Source organism: Pseudomonas wadenswilerensis, from assembly GCF_024749185.1.
Lineage (GTDB): Bacteria > Pseudomonadota > Gammaproteobacteria > Pseudomonadales > Pseudomonadaceae > Aquipseudomonas > Aquipseudomonas wadenswilerensis.
Window position 1 is genome coordinate 1,812,755 of record NZ_CP087191.1, and the last position, 20,740, is coordinate 1,833,494.

General features: G+C 63.7%; 17 protein-coding genes. 8 read left to right on the forward strand and 9 right to left on the reverse strand.

Features of this window, described 5'->3' with window-relative positions; all coding sequences use genetic code 11:
- Position 1: 1 nt before the first annotated feature.
- From LOY45_RS08350 to dsbD, 4 genes are all read right to left on the reverse strand, one after another.
- On the reverse strand, positions 2 to 481 hold the full coding sequence (locus tag LOY45_RS08350; protein WP_233674766.1) for a YkgB family protein: 480 nt from the start codon (positions 479 to 481) through the stop codon (positions 2 to 4).
- A gap of 76 nt (positions 482 to 557) precedes the next feature.
- On the reverse strand, positions 558 to 1,322 hold the full coding sequence (gene dsbG, locus LOY45_RS08355; protein ID WP_115087965.1) for a thiol:disulfide interchange protein DsbG: 765 nt from the start codon (positions 1,320 to 1,322) through the stop codon (positions 558 to 560).
- Positions 1,307 to 2,164 carry a TlpA family protein disulfide reductase gene (locus LOY45_RS08360; protein ID WP_258578959.1) on the reverse strand — a complete coding sequence of 286 codons (858 nt, stop codon included), beginning with the start codon at positions 2,162 to 2,164 and terminating at the stop codon, positions 1,307 to 1,309. The genes dsbG and LOY45_RS08360 overlap by 16 nt, the downstream gene beginning before the upstream one ends.
- Positions 2,164 to 3,867, reverse strand: coding sequence for a protein-disulfide reductase DsbD (gene dsbD / locus LOY45_RS08365; protein ID WP_115087963.1), 1,704 nt, complete (start codon positions 3,865 to 3,867; stop codon positions 2,164 to 2,166). Before dsbD ends, LOY45_RS08360 begins: the two co-directional genes overlap by 1 nt.
- Before the next feature lie 175 nt (positions 3,868 to 4,042).
- Between dsbD and LOY45_RS08370 the strand changes: the two genes are divergently transcribed.
- The 3 genes from LOY45_RS08370 (at position 4,043) to LOY45_RS08380 (ending at position 7,621) form a co-directional block, all read left to right on the forward strand.
- Positions 4,043 to 4,726, forward strand: a complete 684-nt coding sequence (locus tag LOY45_RS08370; RefSeq protein ID WP_258578960.1) for a response regulator — start codon at positions 4,043 to 4,045, stop codon at positions 4,724 to 4,726.
- Positions 4,723 to 6,048, forward strand: a complete 1,326-nt coding sequence (locus LOY45_RS08375; protein WP_115087961.1) for an ATP-binding protein — start codon at positions 4,723 to 4,725, stop codon at positions 6,046 to 6,048. Before LOY45_RS08370 ends, LOY45_RS08375 begins: the two co-directional genes overlap by 4 nt.
- Before the next feature lie 160 nt (positions 6,049 to 6,208).
- A complete protein-coding gene (locus tag LOY45_RS08380) occupies positions 6,209 to 7,621 on the forward strand; it encodes an aspartate aminotransferase family protein (protein ID WP_258578961.1) in 1,413 nt (470 codons plus the stop codon).
- 53 nt (positions 7,622 to 7,674) lie between these two features.
- Here the strand turns inward: LOY45_RS08380 and LOY45_RS08385 are convergent, their stop codons facing one another.
- Positions 7,675 to 8,646, reverse strand: coding sequence for a siderophore-interacting protein (locus LOY45_RS08385; RefSeq protein ID WP_258578962.1), 972 nt, complete (start codon positions 8,644 to 8,646; stop codon positions 7,675 to 7,677).
- A gap of 145 nt (positions 8,647 to 8,791) precedes the next feature.
- On the opposite strand from LOY45_RS08385, the gene pvdP reads away from it, so the two are divergent.
- Positions 8,792 to 10,414, forward strand: a complete 1,623-nt coding sequence (gene pvdP / locus LOY45_RS08390; protein ID WP_258578963.1) for a pyoverdine maturation tyrosinase PvdP — start codon at positions 8,792 to 8,794, stop codon at positions 10,412 to 10,414.
- Between the two features lie 254 nt (positions 10,415 to 10,668).
- Positions 10,669 to 11,598 carry an IS110 family RNA-guided transposase gene (locus LOY45_RS08395; protein ID WP_115085006.1) on the forward strand — a complete coding sequence of 310 codons (930 nt, stop codon included), beginning with the start codon at positions 10,669 to 10,671 and terminating at the stop codon, positions 11,596 to 11,598.
- Positions 11,599 to 11,643: 45 nt separating this feature from the next.
- Here LOY45_RS08395 and LOY45_RS08400 read toward each other — a convergent pair whose 3' ends face one another.
- The 3 genes from LOY45_RS08400 to LOY45_RS08410 are packed head-to-tail and all read right to left on the reverse strand — an operon-like array spanning position 11,644 to position 16,194.
- The gene (locus tag LOY45_RS08400) at positions 11,644 to 13,044 is read right to left on the reverse strand and encodes an efflux transporter outer membrane subunit (RefSeq protein ID WP_115087957.1); all 1,401 of its coding nucleotides are present in this window, start codon (positions 13,042 to 13,044) and stop codon (positions 11,644 to 11,646) included.
- Between the two features lie 3 nt (positions 13,045 to 13,047).
- The gene (locus LOY45_RS08405; protein ID WP_115087956.1) at positions 13,048 to 15,015 is read right to left on the reverse strand and encodes a MacB family efflux pump subunit; all 1,968 of its coding nucleotides are present in this window, start codon (positions 15,013 to 15,015) and stop codon (positions 13,048 to 13,050) included.
- A complete protein-coding gene (locus tag LOY45_RS08410) occupies positions 15,016 to 16,194 on the reverse strand; it encodes an efflux RND transporter periplasmic adaptor subunit (RefSeq protein ID WP_258578964.1) in 1,179 nt (392 codons plus the stop codon).
- A 227-nt stretch (positions 16,195 to 16,421) separates the two neighbouring features.
- Between LOY45_RS08410 and LOY45_RS08415 the strand changes: the two genes are divergently transcribed.
- From LOY45_RS08415 to LOY45_RS08425, 3 genes are all read left to right on the forward strand, one after another.
- Positions 16,422 to 16,901, forward strand: coding sequence for a sigma-70 family RNA polymerase sigma factor (locus tag LOY45_RS08415; protein ID WP_115087954.1), 480 nt, complete (start codon positions 16,422 to 16,424; stop codon positions 16,899 to 16,901).
- Positions 16,902 to 17,082: 181 nt separating this feature from the next.
- Positions 17,083 to 17,568: a histidine kinase gene (locus tag LOY45_RS08420; RefSeq protein WP_115087953.1), complete on the forward strand. Its 486-nt coding sequence runs from the start codon at positions 17,083 to 17,085 to the stop codon at positions 17,566 to 17,568.
- A gap of 108 nt (positions 17,569 to 17,676) precedes the next feature.
- Positions 17,677 to 18,987: an MFS transporter gene (locus tag LOY45_RS08425; RefSeq protein ID WP_115087952.1), complete on the forward strand. Its 1,311-nt coding sequence runs from the start codon at positions 17,677 to 17,679 to the stop codon at positions 18,985 to 18,987.
- 64 nt (positions 18,988 to 19,051) lie between these two features.
- On the opposite strand, the gene LOY45_RS08430 is transcribed toward LOY45_RS08425, so the two are convergent.
- Complete coding sequence (locus LOY45_RS08430; protein WP_134063073.1) at positions 19,052 to 20,716, reverse strand: electron transfer flavoprotein-ubiquinone oxidoreductase; 1,665 nt, start codon at positions 20,714 to 20,716, stop codon at positions 19,052 to 19,054.
- Between the last annotated feature and the right edge of the window lie 24 nt (positions 20,717 to 20,740).

Below are 20,740 nucleotides of genomic sequence, written 5' to 3' on the forward strand. Positions count from 1 at the left end.
TTCAGGCCGGGGCAGGGCTGCTGCGCAGCAGGTCGTGCTTGAGCAAGGCGACCGAAGCCGCCAGCAGCACGGCGTCCTTGATCAGGAAGGACGTCGCTCCACCCATGGCCGGGAACCCGCCGGCGCTGTTCTCCCAGCCGCCAGGAGTGGTAAGGATCAGGGTCAGGGTTGTCAGGTAGGTGACCACCGAACCGAGCGCCCCGATCACTGCCACCCGCGGTTGCCAGATACCGGCCAGCAACGCCGCGCCAATCGCCCATTCCGCTACCCCCAGCGCATAGCTGGCACCTTGGATGCCAAAGGCCAGGTGCAGCCAGGACAACAGCGGGCTGTTATCGATCAGCGGGATCAACGCCTGGGCTTCGTAGTCGAACCACTTGGCATAGCCAAAACCGAAGAAGATCAGGATCAGGCTCCAGCGCAGCAGCTGGATATCCAGGGAGGAGCGGGTGAAACGGTCGAGGCAGGCAGGGCGGGTCATGGCAAGGTCCTGTGGTTGGATGAGGCAGGTATCCTGCAGACGCCTTGACCGCCCTGTTGTTACATCAGCCGGTCGCTCACCGCTTGCCGAGAATCTTGCCAAGCAGCTCCGGTCGCGGTGCGCCCTGCTGGGTTTGCAGCTGTTGCTGGTCGTCCAGGTAGAAAATTGCCGGCGTCGCTGACAGGCCGAGTTCTTCCATCACCGCCAGGTTGGCGTCGAGCTTGCTCTGTACGGCTTCGGGAATCTTGTCCAGGGCCTTGAGGGTGCTGGCCTTGCCGGCCTTCTCATGTTGCGCGAGGGCCTTGGCCGGGTCCTTGCTGGCCAGCAAGGTGGCTGATTTACCCGGGCTGTCCTCGCGAATGATGCCGACCATGATATGCCGCAATTGCACCTTGCCCGACTCGACCCAGGGCCGCGCCTGTTGCCAGAACATATTGCAGTATGGGCAGTTGGGGTCGCTGAACAAGTAGACGATACGCGGCGCGTCGGCCTTGCCGTCGGCGATCCAGGCGGTGTTCTCCATCTTCGCCCAGACTTCCTTGGCCATCGGTGCATACACCAGTTTTTCCAGCGGCGCCTGGCTCAGGTCCTTGCCCTGCTCATCGAACAGGCTGCCCACCAGCACGTGTTTGCCATCGGCAGTCAGGTACAGCGCCAGGCCGCGGTTCTGGTACTCGGCAGCATAGCCGCGCAGGCCATCGGGAGCGTTGAAGCTGCCTTTGATTTTCGCGCCTTTGGCCTCCAGTTGCTGGATGGCTTTGGGCAAGTCTTCAGCCAGCACCAGCTGGCTGGTCATCAAGCCCAGGGCCAGTGTGAGGGGCAGTTTCAGCAGAGATCGCATGCGACGTTCCTTGTGGGGGATGGGGCGGCAGGCGCGGGCGCGCGCTCGAAGGATTGCAGGGCATGGCTGAGGCTGGCCCGCGACAGCTCGCCGAGGTGGCTGCCGACCAGGCGGCCCTCGGCGTTGTAGAACAGGGTGGTGGGCAGGGCCATGGAGCCGACCTTCTGCGCCAGTTGGCCGCCGCTGTCGAATAGCACGTGGGAGAGGTTCAGGCCGGTGGTGGCAAGGAAGGTGACCACGGTTTGCGGCGCTTCGCCCTGGTTGACGAGCAGGAAGGTGATGTCCGGGTAGTCGCCCTGGGCCTGTTGCAACACCGGCATCTCGCGCCGGCACGGCGGGCACCAGGTGGCCCAGAGGTTGATCACCAGTGGCTTGCCGCGGTATTCGGCAAGCTCAACGGCTTGGCCATTGGCCTTGCGCAGGCTCATCTCGGGCAGTTGCGTGCCTTGATCATAAAGATGGCTGGCCAGGCTGCCGAGCAACCAGAACAGACCACCACTGAGCAGGCCCCAACCCAGCGGCCGACGCAGGGCGGGGCGGCGGTAACCCTGCCACAGGGCACCGAGGGCCACGGCAACAAGCGCTGGCCAGAGCAGGAAACCGCCGTCACGCAGGTCGATGATCTGCAGCAGGTCGTCGCGGTACATCGACCAGTAGCTGATGACGAAGCCCAGGCGGGCGCTGAGCAGACCCAGCAGAAACAGGCCGAACAGTACCGACTCCGGGTTGTCGCCGCCATGCTTGGCGACGCGCCAGCCAACCAGGCTGGCCAGGGCCAGGGCGCAGATCAGCAGCAGGTGGTTCAGGGCCATGGTCAGCGGCCCGAGAGAAACTGTCAGCATCAGCCTTGGCTCCGGGTAGTGACCCAGTGTTGGAGGAAGTTCGCCGCATCGATTTCACCGGTGATGCGTCGGGCCCGGCGTTCGCTGCCCTCTGGGCCGATCCAGATCAGGCTGGGAGGGCCGGGGACCTGATAGCGCTGCAGCAACTCGCGGCTGGACGCTGCATCGGCAGTTACATCCAGGCGCAGCAAGCGTACGCCGTTCAGCGCCGCCAGCACATCGGCGCGGGCGAATACCTGTTTTTCCATGACCTTGCACGACACGCACCAGTCAGCATAGTAGTCGAGCATCACCCACTGGCCCTGGGCCTTGGCCGCCTCCAGCTCGCGCTGCAGTTCGGCCGGCTGGCTGACGGTGGTGAAGGCATCACGGTGAGCGCCAGGGGCTGTCGGGGCGGTGCTGGCGGTGAACGGTTGCAGCGGTTGCCAGGGGTCATTGCCACCGGCGGCAGCGCCGACGATCAACAGGCTGCCCCAAAAACCCAGCAGCAGCGACAGCGCGCGCAGCGGGCGCAGTGCCTGCATGGCCGGCCAGGCGGCCCAGGCCAGGGCGATCAGCCAGGCCCCGGCAAGGCCCAGCCATAGCGACGCTTCCAGTACCGCGCGCAAGGTATACAGGGCCATGGCCAGGAAGACAAAGCCGAACAGGCCCTTGACCCGGTTCATCCAGGCGCCCGGGCGGGGCAGGTAGCGGTTGCCGAGGGTGACCAGCAACAGCAGCGGCAGGCCCATGCCCACGCCCAGGGTGAACAGCACCAGGCCGCCGTGCACGGCGTTGCCGCTCTGGGCGATGTACAGCAGGGCGCCGGCCAGCGGTGCGGTCATGCACGGGCCCATCAACAGGCCCGACAAAGCTCCGAGCAAGGCGGCGCCATACAGGTTGCCGCCACGGGTGCCGTGCCCTGCACGCTCCAGGCGGTCACGAATCCACACCGGTAGCTGCAGCTCGAAAGCACCGAACATCGGCAGGGCCAGCAGCACGAACAGCCCGGCCAGGGTGCCCAGCAGCCAGGGTTGCTGCAACCAGGCCTGGAAGCTGGCGCCCAGCAGTGCGGCGACCACGCCCAGGGCGGCATATACCAGGGCCATGCTCAGCACATAGACACTGGCCAGCAACCAGCCACGGCGGGCACTGGCACCGCTGCCCAGTACCAGCCCGGCGAGAATCGGCAGCATTGGCAAGGAGCACGGGGTGAAGGCCAGCAGCAGGCCCAGGCCGAGAAAGGCCAGCAGGTTCCAGGCCAGGCTGGACTGCTGCAGGCCACCGGCCAGGGCCTGATCGCTGGCCTGGGGGGTGACAGTTGCGCCGCCCAGGCTGACCAGGCTGGTTTGTGGCGGGTAGCACAGCCCGGCATCGGCGCAGCCCTGCCAGCCCATGCGCAGCTCACCGTTGGCGCTGGCGGGCAGGATCAGTTCCAGTTCGCCACGGTATACCTGGGTTTCACCAAAATATTCATCGCTGTGGGGCAGGGCGGCGGGCAGCTGGGGCTGCTGCTCCGGCGCCAGGCCGTCGAATTTCAGGCGTTTCTGGTACAGGTAGTAGCCATCGGTGATTTGCCAGTGCAGGCGCATCTGCCCCGACTCCAGGCGTTCGCTGCTGAACACGAAGGCCTTGTTGACTGGCAGGAAATCGCTCTGGGCAAAGGGGTTGGCCTGGCTCAGGCCGCTTAGCAGGAACATCAGGGCAAACAGAAAAACGCGCATGTCGAAGCCTTGGCAATGCGATGAAGCGCTAACTCTGGCCCAGCCCGATTAACCGAAAGTTAACCCGGCAACCAACGGCTGTCGCCCGGGCCGCGACGGCTGCGCCTGGGCGCGGCATAATCCTGGGTTAATCCGCCTGGGCTTGAATAAGGCCTTTACTGACCGAGACCCCACCATGCACGTACTGCTCTGCGAGGATGATGACCTGATCGCCAGCGGCATCAGTGCCGGCCTGGCCGCCCAGGGCATGACCGTCGACCGGGTGGCCAGTGCCGGCGCGGCCCAGGCCATGCTCCAGGCCGCGGCGTTCGACGTCATGGTGCTCGACCTGGGGCTGCCCGACGAAGATGGTCTCAAGCTGTTGCAGCGCCTGCGGCAGCAGGGCGAGTCGTTGCCGGTGCTGATCCTCACCGCCCGTGATGCGGTCACCGACCGCGTCGATGGCCTGCAGGCCGGCGGCGACGACTACCTGCTCAAACCCTTCGACCTGCGAGAACTGGCTGCACGCCTGCACACCTTGCTGCGCCGCGCTGCCGGGCGAGCGGTGAACATCATTGAGCACGGCCCGCTCAGCTACGACCCCAGCAGCCGCGAAACCTGCCTGGGTGGCCAGCCGGTCGACCTGTCGCGTCGCGAACAGGCGCTGTTGCAGGCGCTGTTGCACAACCGTGGCCGGGTGCTTTCCAGCGAGCAGCTCAAGGACAGCGTTTACGGTTTTGGCGATGAGGTCGAGAGCAATGCCCTGAACGTGCATATCCATCACCTGCGGCGCAAGCTGGGCAACGGTATCGTCGAGACGGTGCGTGGCCTGGGTTATCGCCTGGGGCCGGCGCAGTTGCCGGAGGAGCCGCAACCATGACCCTGCGTTTGCGCCTGACCCTGATCCTGGGTACCGCCTTCATCGTCATCTGGGTGCTGGCCGCGGCCTGGATGCTGCGCGACCTGCGCATGCAGATGATGTTTTCCCTCGACCAGCGCCTGGTGGCCTCGGCGCGCATGGTCGCCGGCCTGGTCGACCAGTTGCCGCAGCCGTTGTCGAGCAAGGGCGAGGGTACGCGCCTGAGCGCTGATCAACTGAGCGTCGATGGCATGGCCTGCCAGGTCAGTTCGCTGCGTGGCGAAATCCTCGCCCGCAGCCACAACAACGAGCAGCCCCTTGATGATCAGCGCAGCGGTTTCCACGACCAGACCATTGATGGTGCGCGCTGGCGCAGCTTTACCTATGCCCACGGCGATGTACGCATTACCACCGCTGACCGGCACCAGGAGCGCGAGGCACTGAACCGCTCGATTCTGCTAGCGGCTTCGGCGCCGGTGCTGATGGCATTGCTAGGCAGTCTCGGTTTGCTGTGGATGGGGGTTGGCAAGGGCCTGGCCCCGCTCAATCGCATGCGCGATGCCTTGCGCCGGCGCAGCCCGGACTCCCTCGAGCCGCTGCAGGTGCGCGGCCTGCCCAGCGAGTTGCAGCCGTTGCTGGAAACCCAGAACCAGCTGTTTTTGCGCATCGGCCAGACCATCGAGCGCGAACGCCGGCTGACCGACGATGCGGCCCATGAATTGCGCAGCCCGCTGACGGCAATCAAGACTCACCTGCAGGTGGCGCGAATGACCGACGGCGAAGTGCGCGAGCAGGCCCTTGAACATGCCGAGCAGGGCGCTGATCGCCTGCACCGGACCCTTGAGCAACTGTTGTTGCTGGCACGGGTGGAGGGTCGCCTGTCGTTTGAAGACGGACTGCAATGCAATGCCGAGCAGATTGCTCGCCAGGCGATTCAGGACACCGGCGTCGACAACGCCCGGCGTATTGATCTGCAGCTGGCGCCGGGCGCGGCCCAGGTCTACCTCGGGATGCCTACCCCGCTGGCGGTGACGGCATTGCGCAACCTGCTCGACAACGCCCTGCGTCATACCCGCGGAAGCGAACCCGTGGAGCTGGCGGTGCAGATGGACCAGGACCGGGTGGCATTCCTCGTGCGCGATCATGGCCCCGGCATTCCCGAGCAAGACATAGAACACCTGACCGAGCGTTTCTGGCGCCACAGCCAGAGTGGCGGTTGCGGGCTGGGCCTGGCCATCGTCCAGGCGATTGTCCAGCGTTGTGCCGGTAGCTTGCGCTTCGACAGCCGCAGCGACGGCTTGCGGGTGCTGCTGCATATTCCGCTGCGAGCGAACCCGGCCTGACTGGCCTGGGCAGCAGGACGCTGACAAAAATCCTCACAGGCGAGGGGCGAGTGGCTAAATCCTCGCTGCGCTGAAGCGTTTTTCAAGCGACAACAACCCGCACACCTCTGGCAACAGGCGCGTGACGGGCACATCCGCTTGCTTGCGAGGGTTTCCCCAGATGTCAGTCGCTACCAGCCTTGCCCAGGCGCTGCCGGTATCTTCAACCGCAGACGCTCCTGAAACACTTTACGCGTTCGATGAGTCGCCGTTGCTCGCGCGGCAAAAACTGCAGGAATCCAATGCCCGCAGCTACCCGCGGCGAATCCCGCTGGCGCTCAAGCGCGCCCGTGGCATTTATGTCGAGGACGTCGAAGGGCGTCAGTTCATCGACTGCCTGGCCGGTGCCGGTACCCTGGCGCTGGGTCACAACCACCCGGTGGTGATCGAGGCGATTCAGCAGGTGCTGGCCGATGAGCTGCCGCTGCACACCCTGGACCTGACCACGCCGGTCAAGGACCAGTTCGTCCAGGACCTGTTCAGCCTGCTGCCGGAGCAACTGCGCAGCGAAGCGAAGATCCAGTTCTGCGGTCCGACCGGCACCGATGCGGTGGAAGCGGCGCTGAAACTGGTGCGCACCGCCACTGGACGCAACACCGTACTGTCGTTCCAGGGCGGCTACCACGGTATGTCCCAAGGCGCCCTGAGCCTGATGGGCAGCCTGGGGCCGAAGAAGCCGCTGGCTGCCTTGCTCGCCAATGGCGTGCAGTTTCTGCCTTACCCCTATGACTACCGCTGCCCCTTCGGGCTGGGCGGCGAGGAGGGTGTGAAGGTCAACCTGCACTACCTGGAAAACCTGCTGAGCGATCCAGAAAGCGGCGTGCAACTGCCGGCGGCGGTGATTGTCGAAGTGGTCCAGGGCGAAGGCGGGGTGATTCCGGCGGACATCGAATGGCTACGCGGTGTGCGGCGCATCACTGAAAAAGCCGGTGTAGCGCTGATCGTCGACGAAATCCAGAGTGGCTTTGCCCGTACTGGCAAGATGTTCGCCTTCGAGCACGCTGGCATCACTCCGGATGTGGTGGTGCTGTCCAAAGCCATCGGCGGCAGCCTGCCGCTGGCGGTGGTGGTCTATCGCCAGTGGCTCGACACCTGGCAGCCTGGCGCCCACGCCGGCACCTTCCGCGGTAACCAGATGGCCATGGCTGCGGGTTCGGCGGTGATCAATTACCTCAAGCGACATGACCTGTGCGCTCACGCCCAGGCCATGGGCGAGCGCCTAGTGGCCCACTTGCGCCGCTTGCAGGAGGTTTTTCCGCAGTTGGGTGATATCCGCGGGCGCGGTCTGATGCTGGGGGTCGAGCTGGTCGATCCAAAAGGGCAGGTCGATGCCCAAGGGCATCCAGCCGTCTGCCCGCGTCTGGCCCCCCTGGTGCAGCGCGAATGCCTCAAGCGCGGCCTGATTCTGGAGCTGGGCGGTCGTCAGGGCGCGGTGGTGCGCTTTCTGCCACCGTTGATTATCACTGCCGAGCAGGTTGATGAGGTGGCGGCACGTTTTGCTCGTGCTGTCGCTGCGGCGGTGGCCAGCCTGTAAACGGCCCAGGCATGTAAAAGCCCGGGGCAGTGCACCGGGCTTTTTTATGGCCCTCAGTCGAACGTGCGACCGGCGCGCCAGTAGCCCATCAGGGTCAGGGCGCTACGGTCCAGCCCGCGCTCGGTGATCAGGTAGCGACGGATGTTCATCACAGCGGCAGACTCGCCGGCGATCCAGGCATAGAAATCACCGCTGCCGGGTTTGGCCAGTTCCCAGAGGATCTGCCGGTCGATATCGACCTCCTCCAGTTTGACCTTCAGGCCTGCTCCGGCCACGGTGGGTGGAAGGCGTGCCAGTTCGCGGCTGGCGTGAATCATCGCTTCGCCATGGGTGCAGTGCAGTACATCGCGTGGCAACCAGCTGAGCTCGGTCGCCGGGCTGCAAGCCAGATCAAGGCAATCGGCTTCGCCAGGCACTTCGATAAAGGCCTGGACTGCCACCTCGGGCAGGTCCCTGGCGATTTGTTCGAGTATGCCGGCAATTGCCGGCAGGGCGGTTTCATCGCCGATCAGCAACAGGTTGCGCAGAGCCTTGGGCGGGCGCCACTCATAGCCGCCCGGATCACCATCGAAGGCCAGGTTCGGGGCCACCATCTGCAAGCGATCGCCGATCCTGGCCTGGGTCGCCCAGGTCGAGGCGGGGCCATTGACGCCGTGCAGGACAAACTCGACATCCACCTCCTGCGCTTCGCGGCGCAGCGCCCGAATGGTGTAGGTGCGCATCGGCGGGCTCTGCTCGGCGCTCAGGCCACGGCGGGCATCCTGCCAGGAGCCGTGCTTGGGCAACTGCGGTGGCTGGCCATTCGCAGAGGGGAAGAAAATCTTGATGCGCTGATCGGCGGCCAGGCTGTGCATTTGCGCGACATCCTCACCGCTGAAGACGAAACGCGTGAGCGACGGGCTGAGCGCGATGATGGCTTTGAGCTGAACATCGAACAGGCGGTAGGCGCTGGCTTTGGCGGGTTTGCCGGCCAGCTTGCGCAGACCATTGCCCAGGGCGTTGGTCAGTGAAGTGGAGGCGGACATGGGCGGTACCTCTGGCAAGGGGGGTACCTGGAAAACGAAACGCCTGGCTGCTGAATTAGCCGACGGCCGCCGCGGTTAAATTTCCCTCGCCAGCATACGTCCTAGCTTGGATAAGGCCTGCTTCATGGCTGATACGGGTAGGACGATGACGATTTCGCGACGAGGATTCATAGCAGGCCTGGCAGTGGCGGGCGCGACCGTGCCAGCCGCCTATTACGCGCACAAGCAACTGACCCATGATCCAGAAGACGACATCGTTACCCCGGGTGAGGCCAGTGTCGAACTGGCCGATGCTGCCGGCCAGCAATTGGCCGATCAGTTGCGCGGGGTCTGGGAGCTGCGTTTCGCGGGTGCCGACGGCGGCTTGGCAGGCGTCCCCCGGGAAGGCGTGCTGATGTACCTGGACGTCGCTGCCAAGGGCCGCGGCCTGCGTGGGTACGTGGACAGCGAAAGCGTCCTGGGCAGCGATGCGCCGGCAGCCTACCGGGTGCTGGGTGATCTGGTCGGTGCCTCCACGGCCTCGGTGCGCTGGCGGCTGATGAGCACTCAGGGTGGGCCTGGCTACGAATGTTCAGCCAGCCTGGACGAGGTCTGGGGCAGTTTCGGCAATGCCGGCAGCGGCACGCTCAGCGGCCGCTTGCAGCCGCTGGATCGCTCGATGGCCTTGCCCCTGGCCGACAGCCATTTCGTCGCGGTCAAGCGCCTGTTCCCCGAAGCCCGTGAACGCTTGCCCTACACGCCGCAGTTGCAGGCTTGGCTGATCAGCGCCGAGCACCGTTTGTTCCATCAGCTCTGGCATGCAACCCGTGACAAGTGGCACCGGCTGTCTGAAGAAAAGCACGGTGCCTTGCGCGGCCTGGGCTGGCAGCCCGGCCCGCGTGACAAGGAGCGTGATGCCCGTGGCCCGCGCAAGCACCGCAATGGCTCGGGCGTGGACTTTCTGTTCATGCACCGGCACATGCTCGGTACCGCCCGGTCAATGCAGGACCTGCCGTCGTGGACGCATTTCCCCTTGCCGCAACCGAGCGTCGAGCTCGACCGCCAGGGCTTTGCGCGCTACTACGACAATCACGACGGCTACTGCGTACCGCCAAGCTGGCGGGCGCCGGGCGACAATGCCTACGGGCAGTGGGTGTCGGCGATCAAGGCCGGCGAGACGTTCTGCAGCAACTTCCAGGTCTGGGAGTCGCAGTACCAGGACCCGCTGTACCTGTCGAGACTGACCCTCGGGGCGTTCGGCTCGGAGCTGGAAATGAACCTGCACGATTGGCTGCACATGTGCTGGGCCTCGGTGCCGCGCGATCCGGTCAACGGCGCGCCGGTGCCTTTTGCCCGTGATCCGGCCGATTTTGCCGGGCGCTGGTACGGAGCAGAAAACGACTTTCTCGGCGACCCGTTCTCGTCCCATGTGAATCCGGTGTTCTGGGGCTTTCACGGCTGGATCGATGACCGCATCGAGGACTGGTTCCGCGCTCACGAGCGCTACAACCCCGGGCAAGTCCGGCGTCTTGAGGTCAATGGCGTGCAGTGGTTTGCTCCGGGGCGCTGGGTCGAGGTCGATGACCCTTGGTTGGGGCCGGTGACCCATGGTTGCAGCACTACGCCAGGGATGTTCCCGGGCAAATCGGTGGAAATGGATGTCGAAACCATGAAGCTGGCCCTGCGCATTACCTTTGGCGACGACGACAAGATTGGCGACCTGGTACGCCGGGTACCGCAACGGCCCTGGTATGCGCGGCATCTGTCATTGCGCGGGATTGTTTCCTGATTCCTTGTGTTGGGCCTGCTTTGCAGGCCATCGCCGGCAAGGCCGGCTTGTGTCTTGAGGTAGGAATAGAATCAGAAGTGAGAGCGGTGAATGGCAAGCTGTACGCCGGTAGTGCTTAAAGCACGTGTGGGAGCAAAGCTGCCATTCACCTCTCCACTCTGGCCCGAGCCCGAACAGTTGATTGAGCGCCTCTCGAATCACAAGCGTGGGCCAAGCCAGAGCGCTCTCACAACTGAGTGTAAGAGGGTTCAGCCATGTTGTCTTCTGTTGGAATCGACACTGCCAAAGCCACTTTGGAAATCTGCATCAAACCTCAGAAAATCCGCTTCGAAGTGGCCAACAACTCCGCAGGCTTCGAGGCGTTGCTTGAGCGTCTGAAGGACTTCAATATCAGTCGAGTGCTGATCGAAGCGACAGGCGGCTACGAGAAAGATGTGTTGATCGCCCTGGCCTCAGCAGGACTGGAAACCATCTGCATCAACCCAGCCCGTGCCCGAAAATTCGCCGATGCCATGGGTAAAAAAGCCAAAACCGACAAGATCGACGCCGAAGTCCTTGCGGACTTCGCTGCACACCTCAGCGCCCCTCAAGGCCAACCGGTCAGCCCTGAACGCGAAGAGCTGCGCGAGTTGGTGAAGCAGCGCGCCCAATTTGTGCAGAGCCGTGATGACGACAAGCGGCGTCGCCAGCAATGTCGCTCGGCAACAGTGATGGCCCACTTCGATGAGCATATAGAGCAGCTGAAAGTGCTGATCAAACGCCTCGACGAAGAAATTGATCAGGCGATGGTGCAACTGGACGATACTAGGGCGCGTCAGTTATTGGCAGTGACCGGAATCGGTCGGGTAACCGCCGCAAATCTGCTCGCCTCACTGCCTGAACTGGGGCAGTTGGACCGCCGTCAGATCGCCGCGCTGGTGGGCGTAGCGCCTTACAACAACGATAGTGGTAGCCATCGAGGGCACCGCCAGATATGGGGTGGTCGGGCCCATGTAAGGCGAGTGCTGTACATGTCGAGCTGGATCATCATCCGTCACAACACAGAATTTAAAGCACGCTACGAAGCACTTCGGGCACGTGGCAAGTGCGCCAAGGTGGCACTCGTAGCTTGCATGCGGGTGCTGATCGTCAGGCTGAATGCAATGCTGCGGGACAATACCCCTTGGCGAGAGCAAACAGCCTGATCAAGACAGTTGCTCCCACAGGGTTTGTGCAGGCAGGTCAATGATTTAGCGAACCACCTGCCATCCGCCACCTAATGCCTTGTACAGCGCCACGCTGCCTTGCAACCGGGCCAGGCGCAGTTGTACCTGCTGGTCCTGGGCTTGATACAGCGTGCGTTGGGTTTCCAGTACTGTCAGCAGGGTCTCGGCACCCGCCTGGTAGCGGCGCTCAGACAGTCTGAAAGCGATCTGCGCCTGCTCCACTTCCTCATCCTGCGACTGGCGCTGCTGGTCGACGCCACTGATGCCATTGATGGCCCTTTCGACATCGGCAAAGCCGTTGATGATGCTGCTGCGGTAATTCTCCAGCAGTTCATCCTGCTTGGCGCGGGCTTTGTCGCGTTCGGCGCGCAAGCGGCCGTTGTTGAAGATCGGCGCAGCCAACCCGGCACTCAAGGTGTAGTAGGGGCTACGCATCACCTGGGCAAAGGTATCGGCGCCTGAACCCAGGTCGGCGCCCAGGGTCAGGCTCGGCAGCATCGCCGCGCGGGCCACCCGCACGTCTGCCTGGGCGGCGGCCAGGCTGGCTTCGGCGGTGGCAATATCCGGACGGCGGCTAAGCAGCTCGCTGGGCACCCCGCTGCCGATTTGCGGCCAGTTCAGGCGGGTGATCGATTCTTCAAGGGCGGGCAGCGCCTGCACCGGCTCGCCGAGCAAGGTCGCCAGGGTGATGCGCGCCTCCTGCAACTGCTGCTCGAACAGTGGTACCTGGCGTTGCTGGCCGGCAACCAGGCTGCGTTGCTGGGCCAGTTCCAGGGCGGTGGCCGAGCCGGATTGATAGCGGGTTTCGACCAGGCGCAGGACATCCTCGGCATTACTCAGATTGAGGCGGGCAATATGCACCTGCTCTCGCAGAGCCAGGCTCTGCAGGTAGCTGTTGGCGACGCCGCTGAGCAGGGTCAGTTCGACGGTCTGGCGATCGAAACGGCTGGCATCCAGGTTGAACAGGGCGCTGTCGCGTGCGGCAGTCTTGCCGCCCCAGAAGTCCACTTCGTAGCTGGCGCTCAAGCGGGTGCCGAACGAGGTGCTGGTGCGTTCGCGACTGCTGGCATCGAGCTGGTCGAAGCCGTTGCCATGCAGCAGGCGTTGGCGTCTGGCATCGAGGCCGAACTTGAGCTCGGGCAACAACGGCGCGCCGGCAATGACCGCCGAAGCCTGGGCCTGGCGAATACGCGCTGCGGCAGCGGCCAGGTCGAAGCTGTTGCGCCTGGCCTGTTCGATCAGTTGATCAAGCGCGGGGCTGGAGAACTGCCGCCACCAGTTCTCGTGGGGCAGCGGGGTGCTGGTCGCCTGGCCTTGCCACTGCGCTGGCGCCTGCAGGCCGCTCGAAAGTGTAGGGGCGGTCGACGTGCAGGCGGCAAGCACCAAACTGATCGACAGGAAACTGAGACGGCTGGGCAGGTTCATGGATTATTCGCTGGTTAGGGCTTTGACCGGGTCGAGGCGGGCGGCTTTGCGGGCCGGCATGAAACCAAACACCACGCCGGTGATCACTGCACAGGCAAAGGCGCCGAGCACGGCGGGCAAGGAGAAGGCCACGGCAATATCGGCCAGGAGCAACACGCCGCCAATCAACAGCGCCAGGGCAATGCCGGTGACGCCGCCGACCATCGACAGCAGCACCGCTTCACTGAGGAACTGGCGCAGTATGTCGCGCTGGCGCGCACCGGTGGCCATGCGGATACCGATCTCGCGGGTGCGCTCGCGCACGGTCATCAACATGATGTTCATCACCCCGATGCCGCCGACCAGCAACGAGATCGCGGCGATCGAGCCAAGCATCAGTGACAGGCTGTTCTGGGTGCGCGCTTCAGCCTGGATCAGTGCGGCATCGTTGGTCAGTTCGTAGTCGTGCTTGCCGTGGTGGAGCTTGCGCATCAAGCGGTCGATGGCCGCTTCGGTGTCGGCAACCCGGCGTGAATCGGCGGCGGCGATGGTCACGTACTCCGGGTCGCGGCTGCCGAACAGGCGGATGGCGGCGGCCGAGTAGGGCACCACGATACGCTCGTCGCTGTCCTGATCGCCCGAGCTTGCGCCTTTGCCGGCGAGAATGCCTACCACCTGGAAGGGCACGTTCTCGACGAGGATGTACTGGCCGATGGGATCAATACCGGCACCGAAGAGTTTCTCGCGCACCTTCTGGCCGATGACCGCCACGGCCGCCGCGCTCTGTTCGTCGGCTTCGGTGAAGAAGCTGCCCTCGACCACCGGCCAGTTGAAGATCTCGGAGAAGTAGGTGTTGTTGCCGCCGACATAGAACTGCTGGTTGTTGTTGCCGTAGCGCACCATCAACGAGTTGCCGATCACCGGCATGATCATCTTCACCTGGGGCAGGCTGGACACCGCGGCAACGTCATTGAGGGTGATGACGCCAGCCGGTTCGCGCAAGGTGGGCGCGCTGCCGCTGAGATAAAGGATGTTCGAGCCGAAGGCGGCCATCTGCGCCATGACCTGGCGCTTGCTGCCTTCGCCGACCGCCAGCATGACCACCACCGAGGCTACGCCGATGACGATTCCGAGCAGGGTCAGGGCAGTACGGAAGCGGTTGATCCACATGATCCGCCACGCCGCCTGCAGGGCTTCGACCAGCTCGCCTTTCCAGGCGCCGCTTGCGGTTGCGCCCTGATCCAGGCGCTGGCGCAGGTCTTCGGCCTGCAAGCCAGGGGCGGTGGGGGCAGGGCTGTTTTGCGATGCCGCCGAGTCACTGAGCACCAGCCCGTCACGAATCTCGATGACCCGGTTGGCCCGCGCTGCAACTTCGCGGTCGTGGGTAATCAGGATCACCACGTGACCCTGACTGGCCAGTTCGTCAAGCAGAGCCATGACCTCGGCACCGCTCTGGCTGTCCAGCGCGCCGGTCGGTTCGTCGGCAAGGATGATGTGTCCGCCGTTCATCAGCGCACGGGCAATCGACACCCGTTGCTGCTGGCCGCCGGATAATTGGTGCGGACGGTTGCCGGTACGGCTGGCCAGGCCCAGGCGGTCGAGCAAGGCAGCGGCGCGGGCATGGCGCTCGACGGCGGGCGTGCCGGCGTAGATCGCCGGCATCTCGACGTTCTCCTGCGCCGAACCCGAGGCAATCAGGTGATAACCCTGGAAGACGAAACCGAAAGCTTCGCGGCGCAGCCAGGCCAGCTCATCGCTGTCGAGCTCGGCGACGTCCTTGCCGGCGAAGTAATAGTTGCCCGAAGTGGGGCGGTCCAGGCAGCCGAGGATGTTCATCAGTGTCGACTTGCCGGAGCCGGAGGCGCCGACAATGGCAACGAACTCGCCGGGGTGGATGGCCAGGCTGATGCCGCGGACCACCTCAACCTTGGGCGTATCGACGCCGCCATAGGACTTGCGGATATCGCGCAGTTCAATCAGGGGTGTGGACATTCAACCCCCGCTCGCGGCAGGTGCGCCGATCAGCAGGCGCTCGCCTTCGGCCAGGCCGTCGAGCACCTGCACCCGCAGGCGGTCGCTCAATCCGGTGCGCACCTGGCGCTGGTTGATCTTGCCGTTGCTGTCGAGCACCTGGGCGATGCGCAGGTCATTGCCATCGGCGTGTTCATCCAGTGCCGCTACCGGCACCGTCAGGACCTTGCTGGCCTGCCCGGCGACAAAGAACACCTGGGTGGTCATCTCCGCCATCAGGGCGTTGTCCGGGTTGTCGACATCCAGCAACACTGTGTACAGCACCACTTTGCTGCTGGCGCCACTGCCACTGGAACTGTTCGGACTGCCGCCGCCCTGGCTGGACTGGTCCAGGGGTTTTGGCGGCACCGGCAGGATTTGCCGCACGTTGCTGGTCCAGCGGCGCTTGCCGCCGGCCAGGGTGGTGAAGTAGGCCGGCATGCCAGGTTTGACATGACCGATATCGGCTTCGGAGACCTGAGCCCATACGGTCATCGGCGATAACTTGGCAATGCGCAGGATCAGCGGAGTTTGCTGCTGGGCGTTGAGGGTCTGGCCTTCGCGGGCATCAACGGCGACCACGGTGCCGGACATCGGTGCGTAGATCCGCGTGTACCCCAGTTCGGCTTCGTCGCTACGCAGGTTGGCCTGTGCCTGGCGGATCTGTGCGCGGTACATGTCGATGCGCGCCTGGGTCACCTTGAGCTGGGCCTGGGCGCTTTGCACGTCTTCATTGCGGGTCGCGCCCCCGGCAGCCAGGTGGCGTTGGCGCTGGTACTGTTGCTCGGCCAGTTGGTACTGGGCTTTCTGCTCATCGAGCTGGGCCTTGAGGTTGTCGATCGAGAAACGCCCGGCATCGAGTTTTGCCTGCTGGGTCGAGGGATCGATTTCCACCAGCAATTGACCTTCCTTGACCTGATCGCCCACTTCTACATGCAGCTTGCGGATTTGTCCGGACGCTTGCGCACCGACATCTACGTAGCGCCTGGGTTGCAGAGTGCCCAGGGCGGTGACACTGCTTTCGATATCGCCGCGGGTCACTGCTACCGTGCTGTGCGGGTCGCCGCCAGTGGGCAGGGTTTTCCAGGCGAGCAGGGCGCCCAGGCTGAGCAGGCCCAGGCCGCAGAGCAACAGGCGACGGGTGTTGGAGAAGCGTCTCATGCGGGGTTTCCAGCCAGAAAGAGTGGCCCGTGACTACAGCCTGTCGCCCTATCACGACAGGCACGGGAAGCTCCCAGATAAACGAGGTGATTAGCGCAGAATTTACCGGGAATGGTTCTGAGCTTGCTGAGAATAATTATAATTTGTATTATTGCATACTGCCATCATCCTTATCCGCTCACCCTTGAGTCAGAGAATTCCCTTCGATGTCGCGGTCAGGTGCTGTGTTGGAAAACTACTATCGCGAACTGGTGAGTTTCCTTTGTGCTCGTCTGGGAAATCGGCAGGCAGCCGAAGACATTGCTCACGATGCCTACATCCGCGTGCTTGAACGCAGCGGTGGCAGTGAAATCGAACACCCGCGGGCGTTTCTCTACCGCACAGCCCTGAACCTGGTGATCGATGGCCATCGGCGTGGCCTGCTGCGTCAGGTCGAGCCGCTTGAAGTGCTCGACAGCGATGAACGTTTCTTTTCCCCCGCGCCGTCCCAGAGCATGGACCTGAACCAGCGCCTGGAGTTGATGCAGCGCGCCCTGGCCGAACTCAGCCAGCCGTGCCGCGAAAGTTTCCTGTTGCGCAAGCTCGATGGCTTGTCGCATCCGCAGATCGCCGAGCGCCTGGGTATTTCGCGCAGTGTGGTGGAAAAACATATTGTTAACGCCATGAAACACTGCCGGCTGCGCATGCGCGATTGGGAGTCGCAGTAGGCGGTGTGCGTGGGAATTTGTGAAAATTCCGTAGAGGCGTTGCTTGATTTATGTCGATTTCCCGACAACTATCAGTAAAGACCCTTTATCTGGCGAAGTGCCCGCCAATAGCCTGCAATTGATGATCTGGCGCAGTATGGTCAAGGAACGTCGTTAACGCTCTCAGCCTTGGTCATAAACGATGCCGAACAAATCGCTGCGGATCCTGATTGCCGACGAGCACCCAAACCAGTTGCTGCAACTGGAGCGGATGCTCAATGGCATGGGCTATTACCGCATCGCTCCGGTCGAGAGCTTCGAAGATTTGCAGCGTCTGGTGCAGAGCGCACTGCAACCGTTCAATCTGCTGCTGGGCAATATCGACCTGGCCAGCCATGCCGGGGTCGACCTGGAGCGGTTTTGCCGGGTCAATCCACAGATCCAGCACGCCTTGTTGTACGAGTCGCAACATCTGAAGATCCCCTCGATTCCCGACAGCCAGCGCCGGGCAGTGAATATCAGCCTGCCCAAGGTCCCGGACAACGAGACCATTCAGTCCTTCATGAACATCATCGACTCGCCCCAAGTGATCGGGCGCCTGCCCGGCATCCCCGAGCACGCCCCCCTCCAGGGCTATGCCCCGCGGCGGATGAACTTCGCCCAGACCGCGTTTTCCCGTCAGTCCTGAGCCTGGACCGGCCTTTGCGCTGGGTATGGCCGGGCGGCTTTTGCTATCCTCTGGCGTTTGCCCTGACGCGCGCGATCGCGCAGGCTCCGATCACTTGCGGATACCTCTATGACTGCCACTGACCCTGCGCGCCCGCTGCGGCTGTCGCGCAGCGACCACAAGACCCTGGGCCTGGCAGCCCTGGGCGGGGCGCTGGAGATCTACGATTTCATCATCTTCGTGTTCTTCGCCCTGACCCTGAGCCAGTTGTTTTTCCCACCGCAGATGCCCGAATGGCTGCGTTTGCTGCAGAGCTTCGGCATCTTCGTCACCGGTTACCTGGCGCGGCCGCTGGGCGGCATCCTGATGGCCCATTTTGCCGACCACCTGGGACGCAAGCGGGTGTTCAGCCTGAGTATCCTGATGATGGCCTTGCCGTGCCTGCTGATCGGCGTGATGCCCACCTACGCCGATATCGGCTACGCGGCGCCGCTGATCCTTTTGGCCTTGCGCATCCTTCAGGGCGCGGCGGTAGGGGGCGAGGTGCCAAGCGCCTGGACCTTCGTCGCCGAGCATGCGCCAGCCGGGCGGCGCGGTTATGCCCTGGGCTTCCTGCAGGCGGGGCTGACCTTCGGCTACCTGCTCGGCGCCTTGACCGCCACGGCGCTGGCGCAACTGTTCAGCCCGCAGGAAATCCTCGATTACGCCTGGCGCTATCCATTCCTGCTCGGCGGCGTGTTTGGCGTGATCGGTGTGTGGCTGCGCCGCTGGTTGAGCGAGACGCCGGTGTTCCTGGCCTTGCGCGAGCGCCGTGACCAGCCGCCTGCATTCCCCCTGCGGACTGTCTTGCGCGAGCATCGCCGCGCCTTGATCCCGGCCGCGCTGCTCACCTGCGTGCTGACCTCGGCGGTGGTGGTGCTGGTAGTCATCACCCCGACGGTGATGCAACAGCGCTTTGGCATGAGCGCCGGGCACACCTTCGCCTTGAGCAGCATGGGCATCGTCTTCCTCAATATCGGCTGCGTGCTGGCAGGCTTGCTGGTCGACCGTATCGGCGCCTGGCGTGCCTTGATGATCTACAGCCTGCTGCTGCCACTGGGTATTGCCGGCCTCTATGCCAGTCTGGTCGGTGGCTGGGGCTGGACCGGCATGGCCTACGCCCTGGCCGGACTGGCCTGTGGGGTCGTCGGGGTCGTGCCGTCGGTGATGGTCGGGTTGTTCCCGGCGCAGATTCGGGTGTCGGGCATTTCCTTCACCTACAACATTGCCTACGCCTTGTGGGCAAGTACCACTCCGTTGCTGCTGATTGCCCTGATGCCGTGGAGCCCATGGGTGTGCGTGGGCTTCTGTCTGATCATGGGGGCGGTGGGCTTGCTGACTGCGATGTACTTCGGTGCGCGAGAAGCGACTACCTTCGAAGACGAAGCTGTACGCTGCTGAATTGCGGCCATTGAAAAGCCCCCTGGCCACTACGGCGAGGGGGCTTTTTTATTTACCGGCAGACTTACATGTTCGGGTAAGTCGGGCCGCCGGCGCCTTCCGGGGTGACCCAGGTGATGTTCTGCGAAGGGTCCTTGATGTCACAGGTCTTGCAGTGCACGCAGTTCTGGGCGTTGATCTGGAAGCGCTTGCTGCCGTCTTCCTGAGTGACCACTTCGTACACGCCTGCCGGGCAGTAACGCTGGGCCGGCTCGTCGTACAGCGGCAGGTTGGTACCGATCGGGATGCTTGCATCGGCCAGTTTCAGGTGGCACGGCTGCTCTTCTTCATGGTTGGTGCTGGAGAGGAACACCGAGCTCAGCTTGTCGAAGCTCAGCTTGCCATCCGGTTTTGGATAGTCGATTTTTTTCGAGTCGGCGGCCAGCTTCAGGCACGCGTAGTCCGGCTTGGTGTCGCGCAGGGTGAACGGCAGCTTGCCGCCGAACCAGTTCTGGTCGACGTAGTTGAACGCCGCACCGAAGATCGGGCCGAACTTGTGCATGGCCGGGCCGAAGTTACGGCTGGCGAACAACTCTTCATGCAGCCAGCTGGCCTTGAACGCTTCGACGTAGCTGTTGAGCTGGTCGCCGCCTTCGCTGCCGGCCAGCAGGGCGTCGGCCACCGCTTCGGCGGCGAGCATGCCGGACTTCATCGCGGTGTGGCTGCCCTTGATCTTGGCGAAGTTCAGGGTACCCAGGTCACAACCGATCAGCGCGCCACCGTTGAAGACCATCTTCGGCAGCGAGTTCAGGCCGCCTTTGCTGATGGCGCGGGCGCCATAGCTGATGCGTTTGCCGCCATCGAGGTACTTGCTGATCACCGGGTGGTGCTTGAGGCGCTGGAACTCATCGAACGGCGACAGGTAGGCGTTGCTGTAGGACAGGTCGACGATCAGGCCGACCACCACCTGGTTGTTTTCCAGGTGATAGAGGAACGAGCCGCCGGTGTTCTCGGCGCTTATCACGTCCAGCGGCCAGCCGGCGGTGTGCACCACCAGGCCTTGCTCGTGCTTGGACGGGTCGACTTCCCAGATTTCCTTGAGGCCGATACCGTAGTGCTGAACGTCGGACTCACTGTCGAGGTTGAAGCGCTTGATCAGTTGCTTGCCGATATGGCCCCGGCAGCCTTCGGCGAACAGGGTGTACTTGCCGCGCAGCTCCATGCCCGGGGTGTACAGGCCTTCTTTGGGATTGCCTTCACGGTCGACACCCAGGTCGCCGGTGATGATCCCGCGGACCACGCCGTTTTCGTCGAACAGTGCTTCCTGGGCGGCGAAGCCCGGGTAGATTTCCACGCCCAGGTTCTCGGCCTGCTGGGCCAGCCAGCGGCACAGGTTGCCCAGGGAGATGATGTAGTTGCCCTCGTTGTGCATGGTCTTGGGCACGAACAGGTCAGGGACCTTGATCGAGCTGCCAGCATCCTTGAGCACATAGATGTCGTCGCGTTTGACTTCGGTGTTGAGCGGGGCGCCGAGCTCTTTCCAGTCCGGGAACAGTTCGTTCAGGGCGCGCGGTTCGAACACCGCACCGGAGAGGATGTGGGCGCCGACTTCCGAGCCTTTCTCGACCACGCAGACGCTGATTTCGTTACCGGCTTCGGCGGCCTTCTGCTTCAGTCGGCAGGCGGCGGACAGGCCAGCCGGGCCAGCGCCGACAATGACCACGTCGAATTCCATGTATTCGCGTTCCACAGGTTCTCTCCTACTCAAGGCTCA

What these genes read in the sequence shown, in the direction of transcription:
- LOY45_RS08350 (WP_233674766.1), bottom strand. Translation starts at nt 481, where the DNA reads ATGACCCGCCCTGCCTGCCTCGACCGTTTCACCCGCTCCTCCCTGGAT.
- dsbG (WP_115087965.1), bottom strand. Translation starts at nt 1,322, where the DNA reads ATGCGATCTCTGCTGAAACTGCCCCTCACACTGGCCCTGGGCTTGATG.
- LOY45_RS08360 (WP_258578959.1), bottom strand. Translation starts at nt 2,164, where the DNA reads ATGCTGACAGTTTCTCTCGGGCCGCTGACCATGGCCCTGAACCACCTG.
- dsbD (WP_115087963.1), bottom strand. Translation starts at nt 3,867, where the DNA reads ATGCGCGTTTTTCTGTTTGCCCTGATGTTCCTGCTAAGCGGCCTGAGC.
- LOY45_RS08370 (WP_258578960.1), top strand. Translation starts at nt 4,043, where the DNA reads ATGCACGTACTGCTCTGCGAGGATGATGACCTGATCGCCAGCGGCATC.
- LOY45_RS08375 (WP_115087961.1), top strand. Translation starts at nt 4,723, where the DNA reads ATGACCCTGCGTTTGCGCCTGACCCTGATCCTGGGTACCGCCTTCATC.
- LOY45_RS08380 (WP_258578961.1), top strand. Translation starts at nt 6,209, where the DNA reads ATGTCAGTCGCTACCAGCCTTGCCCAGGCGCTGCCGGTATCTTCAACC.
- LOY45_RS08385 (WP_258578962.1), bottom strand. Translation starts at nt 8,646, where the DNA reads ATGTCCGCCTCCACTTCACTGACCAACGCCCTGGGCAATGGTCTGCGC.
- pvdP (WP_258578963.1), top strand. Translation starts at nt 8,792, where the DNA reads ATGACGATTTCGCGACGAGGATTCATAGCAGGCCTGGCAGTGGCGGGC.
- LOY45_RS08395 (WP_115085006.1), top strand. Translation starts at nt 10,669, where the DNA reads ATGTTGTCTTCTGTTGGAATCGACACTGCCAAAGCCACTTTGGAAATC.
- LOY45_RS08400 (WP_115087957.1), bottom strand. Translation starts at nt 13,044, where the DNA reads ATGAACCTGCCCAGCCGTCTCAGTTTCCTGTCGATCAGTTTGGTGCTT.
- LOY45_RS08405 (WP_115087956.1), bottom strand. Translation starts at nt 15,015, where the DNA reads ATGTCCACACCCCTGATTGAACTGCGCGATATCCGCAAGTCCTATGGC.
- LOY45_RS08410 (WP_258578964.1), bottom strand. Translation starts at nt 16,194, where the DNA reads ATGAGACGCTTCTCCAACACCCGTCGCCTGTTGCTCTGCGGCCTGGGC.
- LOY45_RS08420 (WP_115087953.1), top strand. Translation starts at nt 17,083, where the DNA reads ATGCCGAACAAATCGCTGCGGATCCTGATTGCCGACGAGCACCCAAAC.
- LOY45_RS08425 (WP_115087952.1), top strand. Translation starts at nt 17,677, where the DNA reads ATGACTGCCACTGACCCTGCGCGCCCGCTGCGGCTGTCGCGCAGCGAC.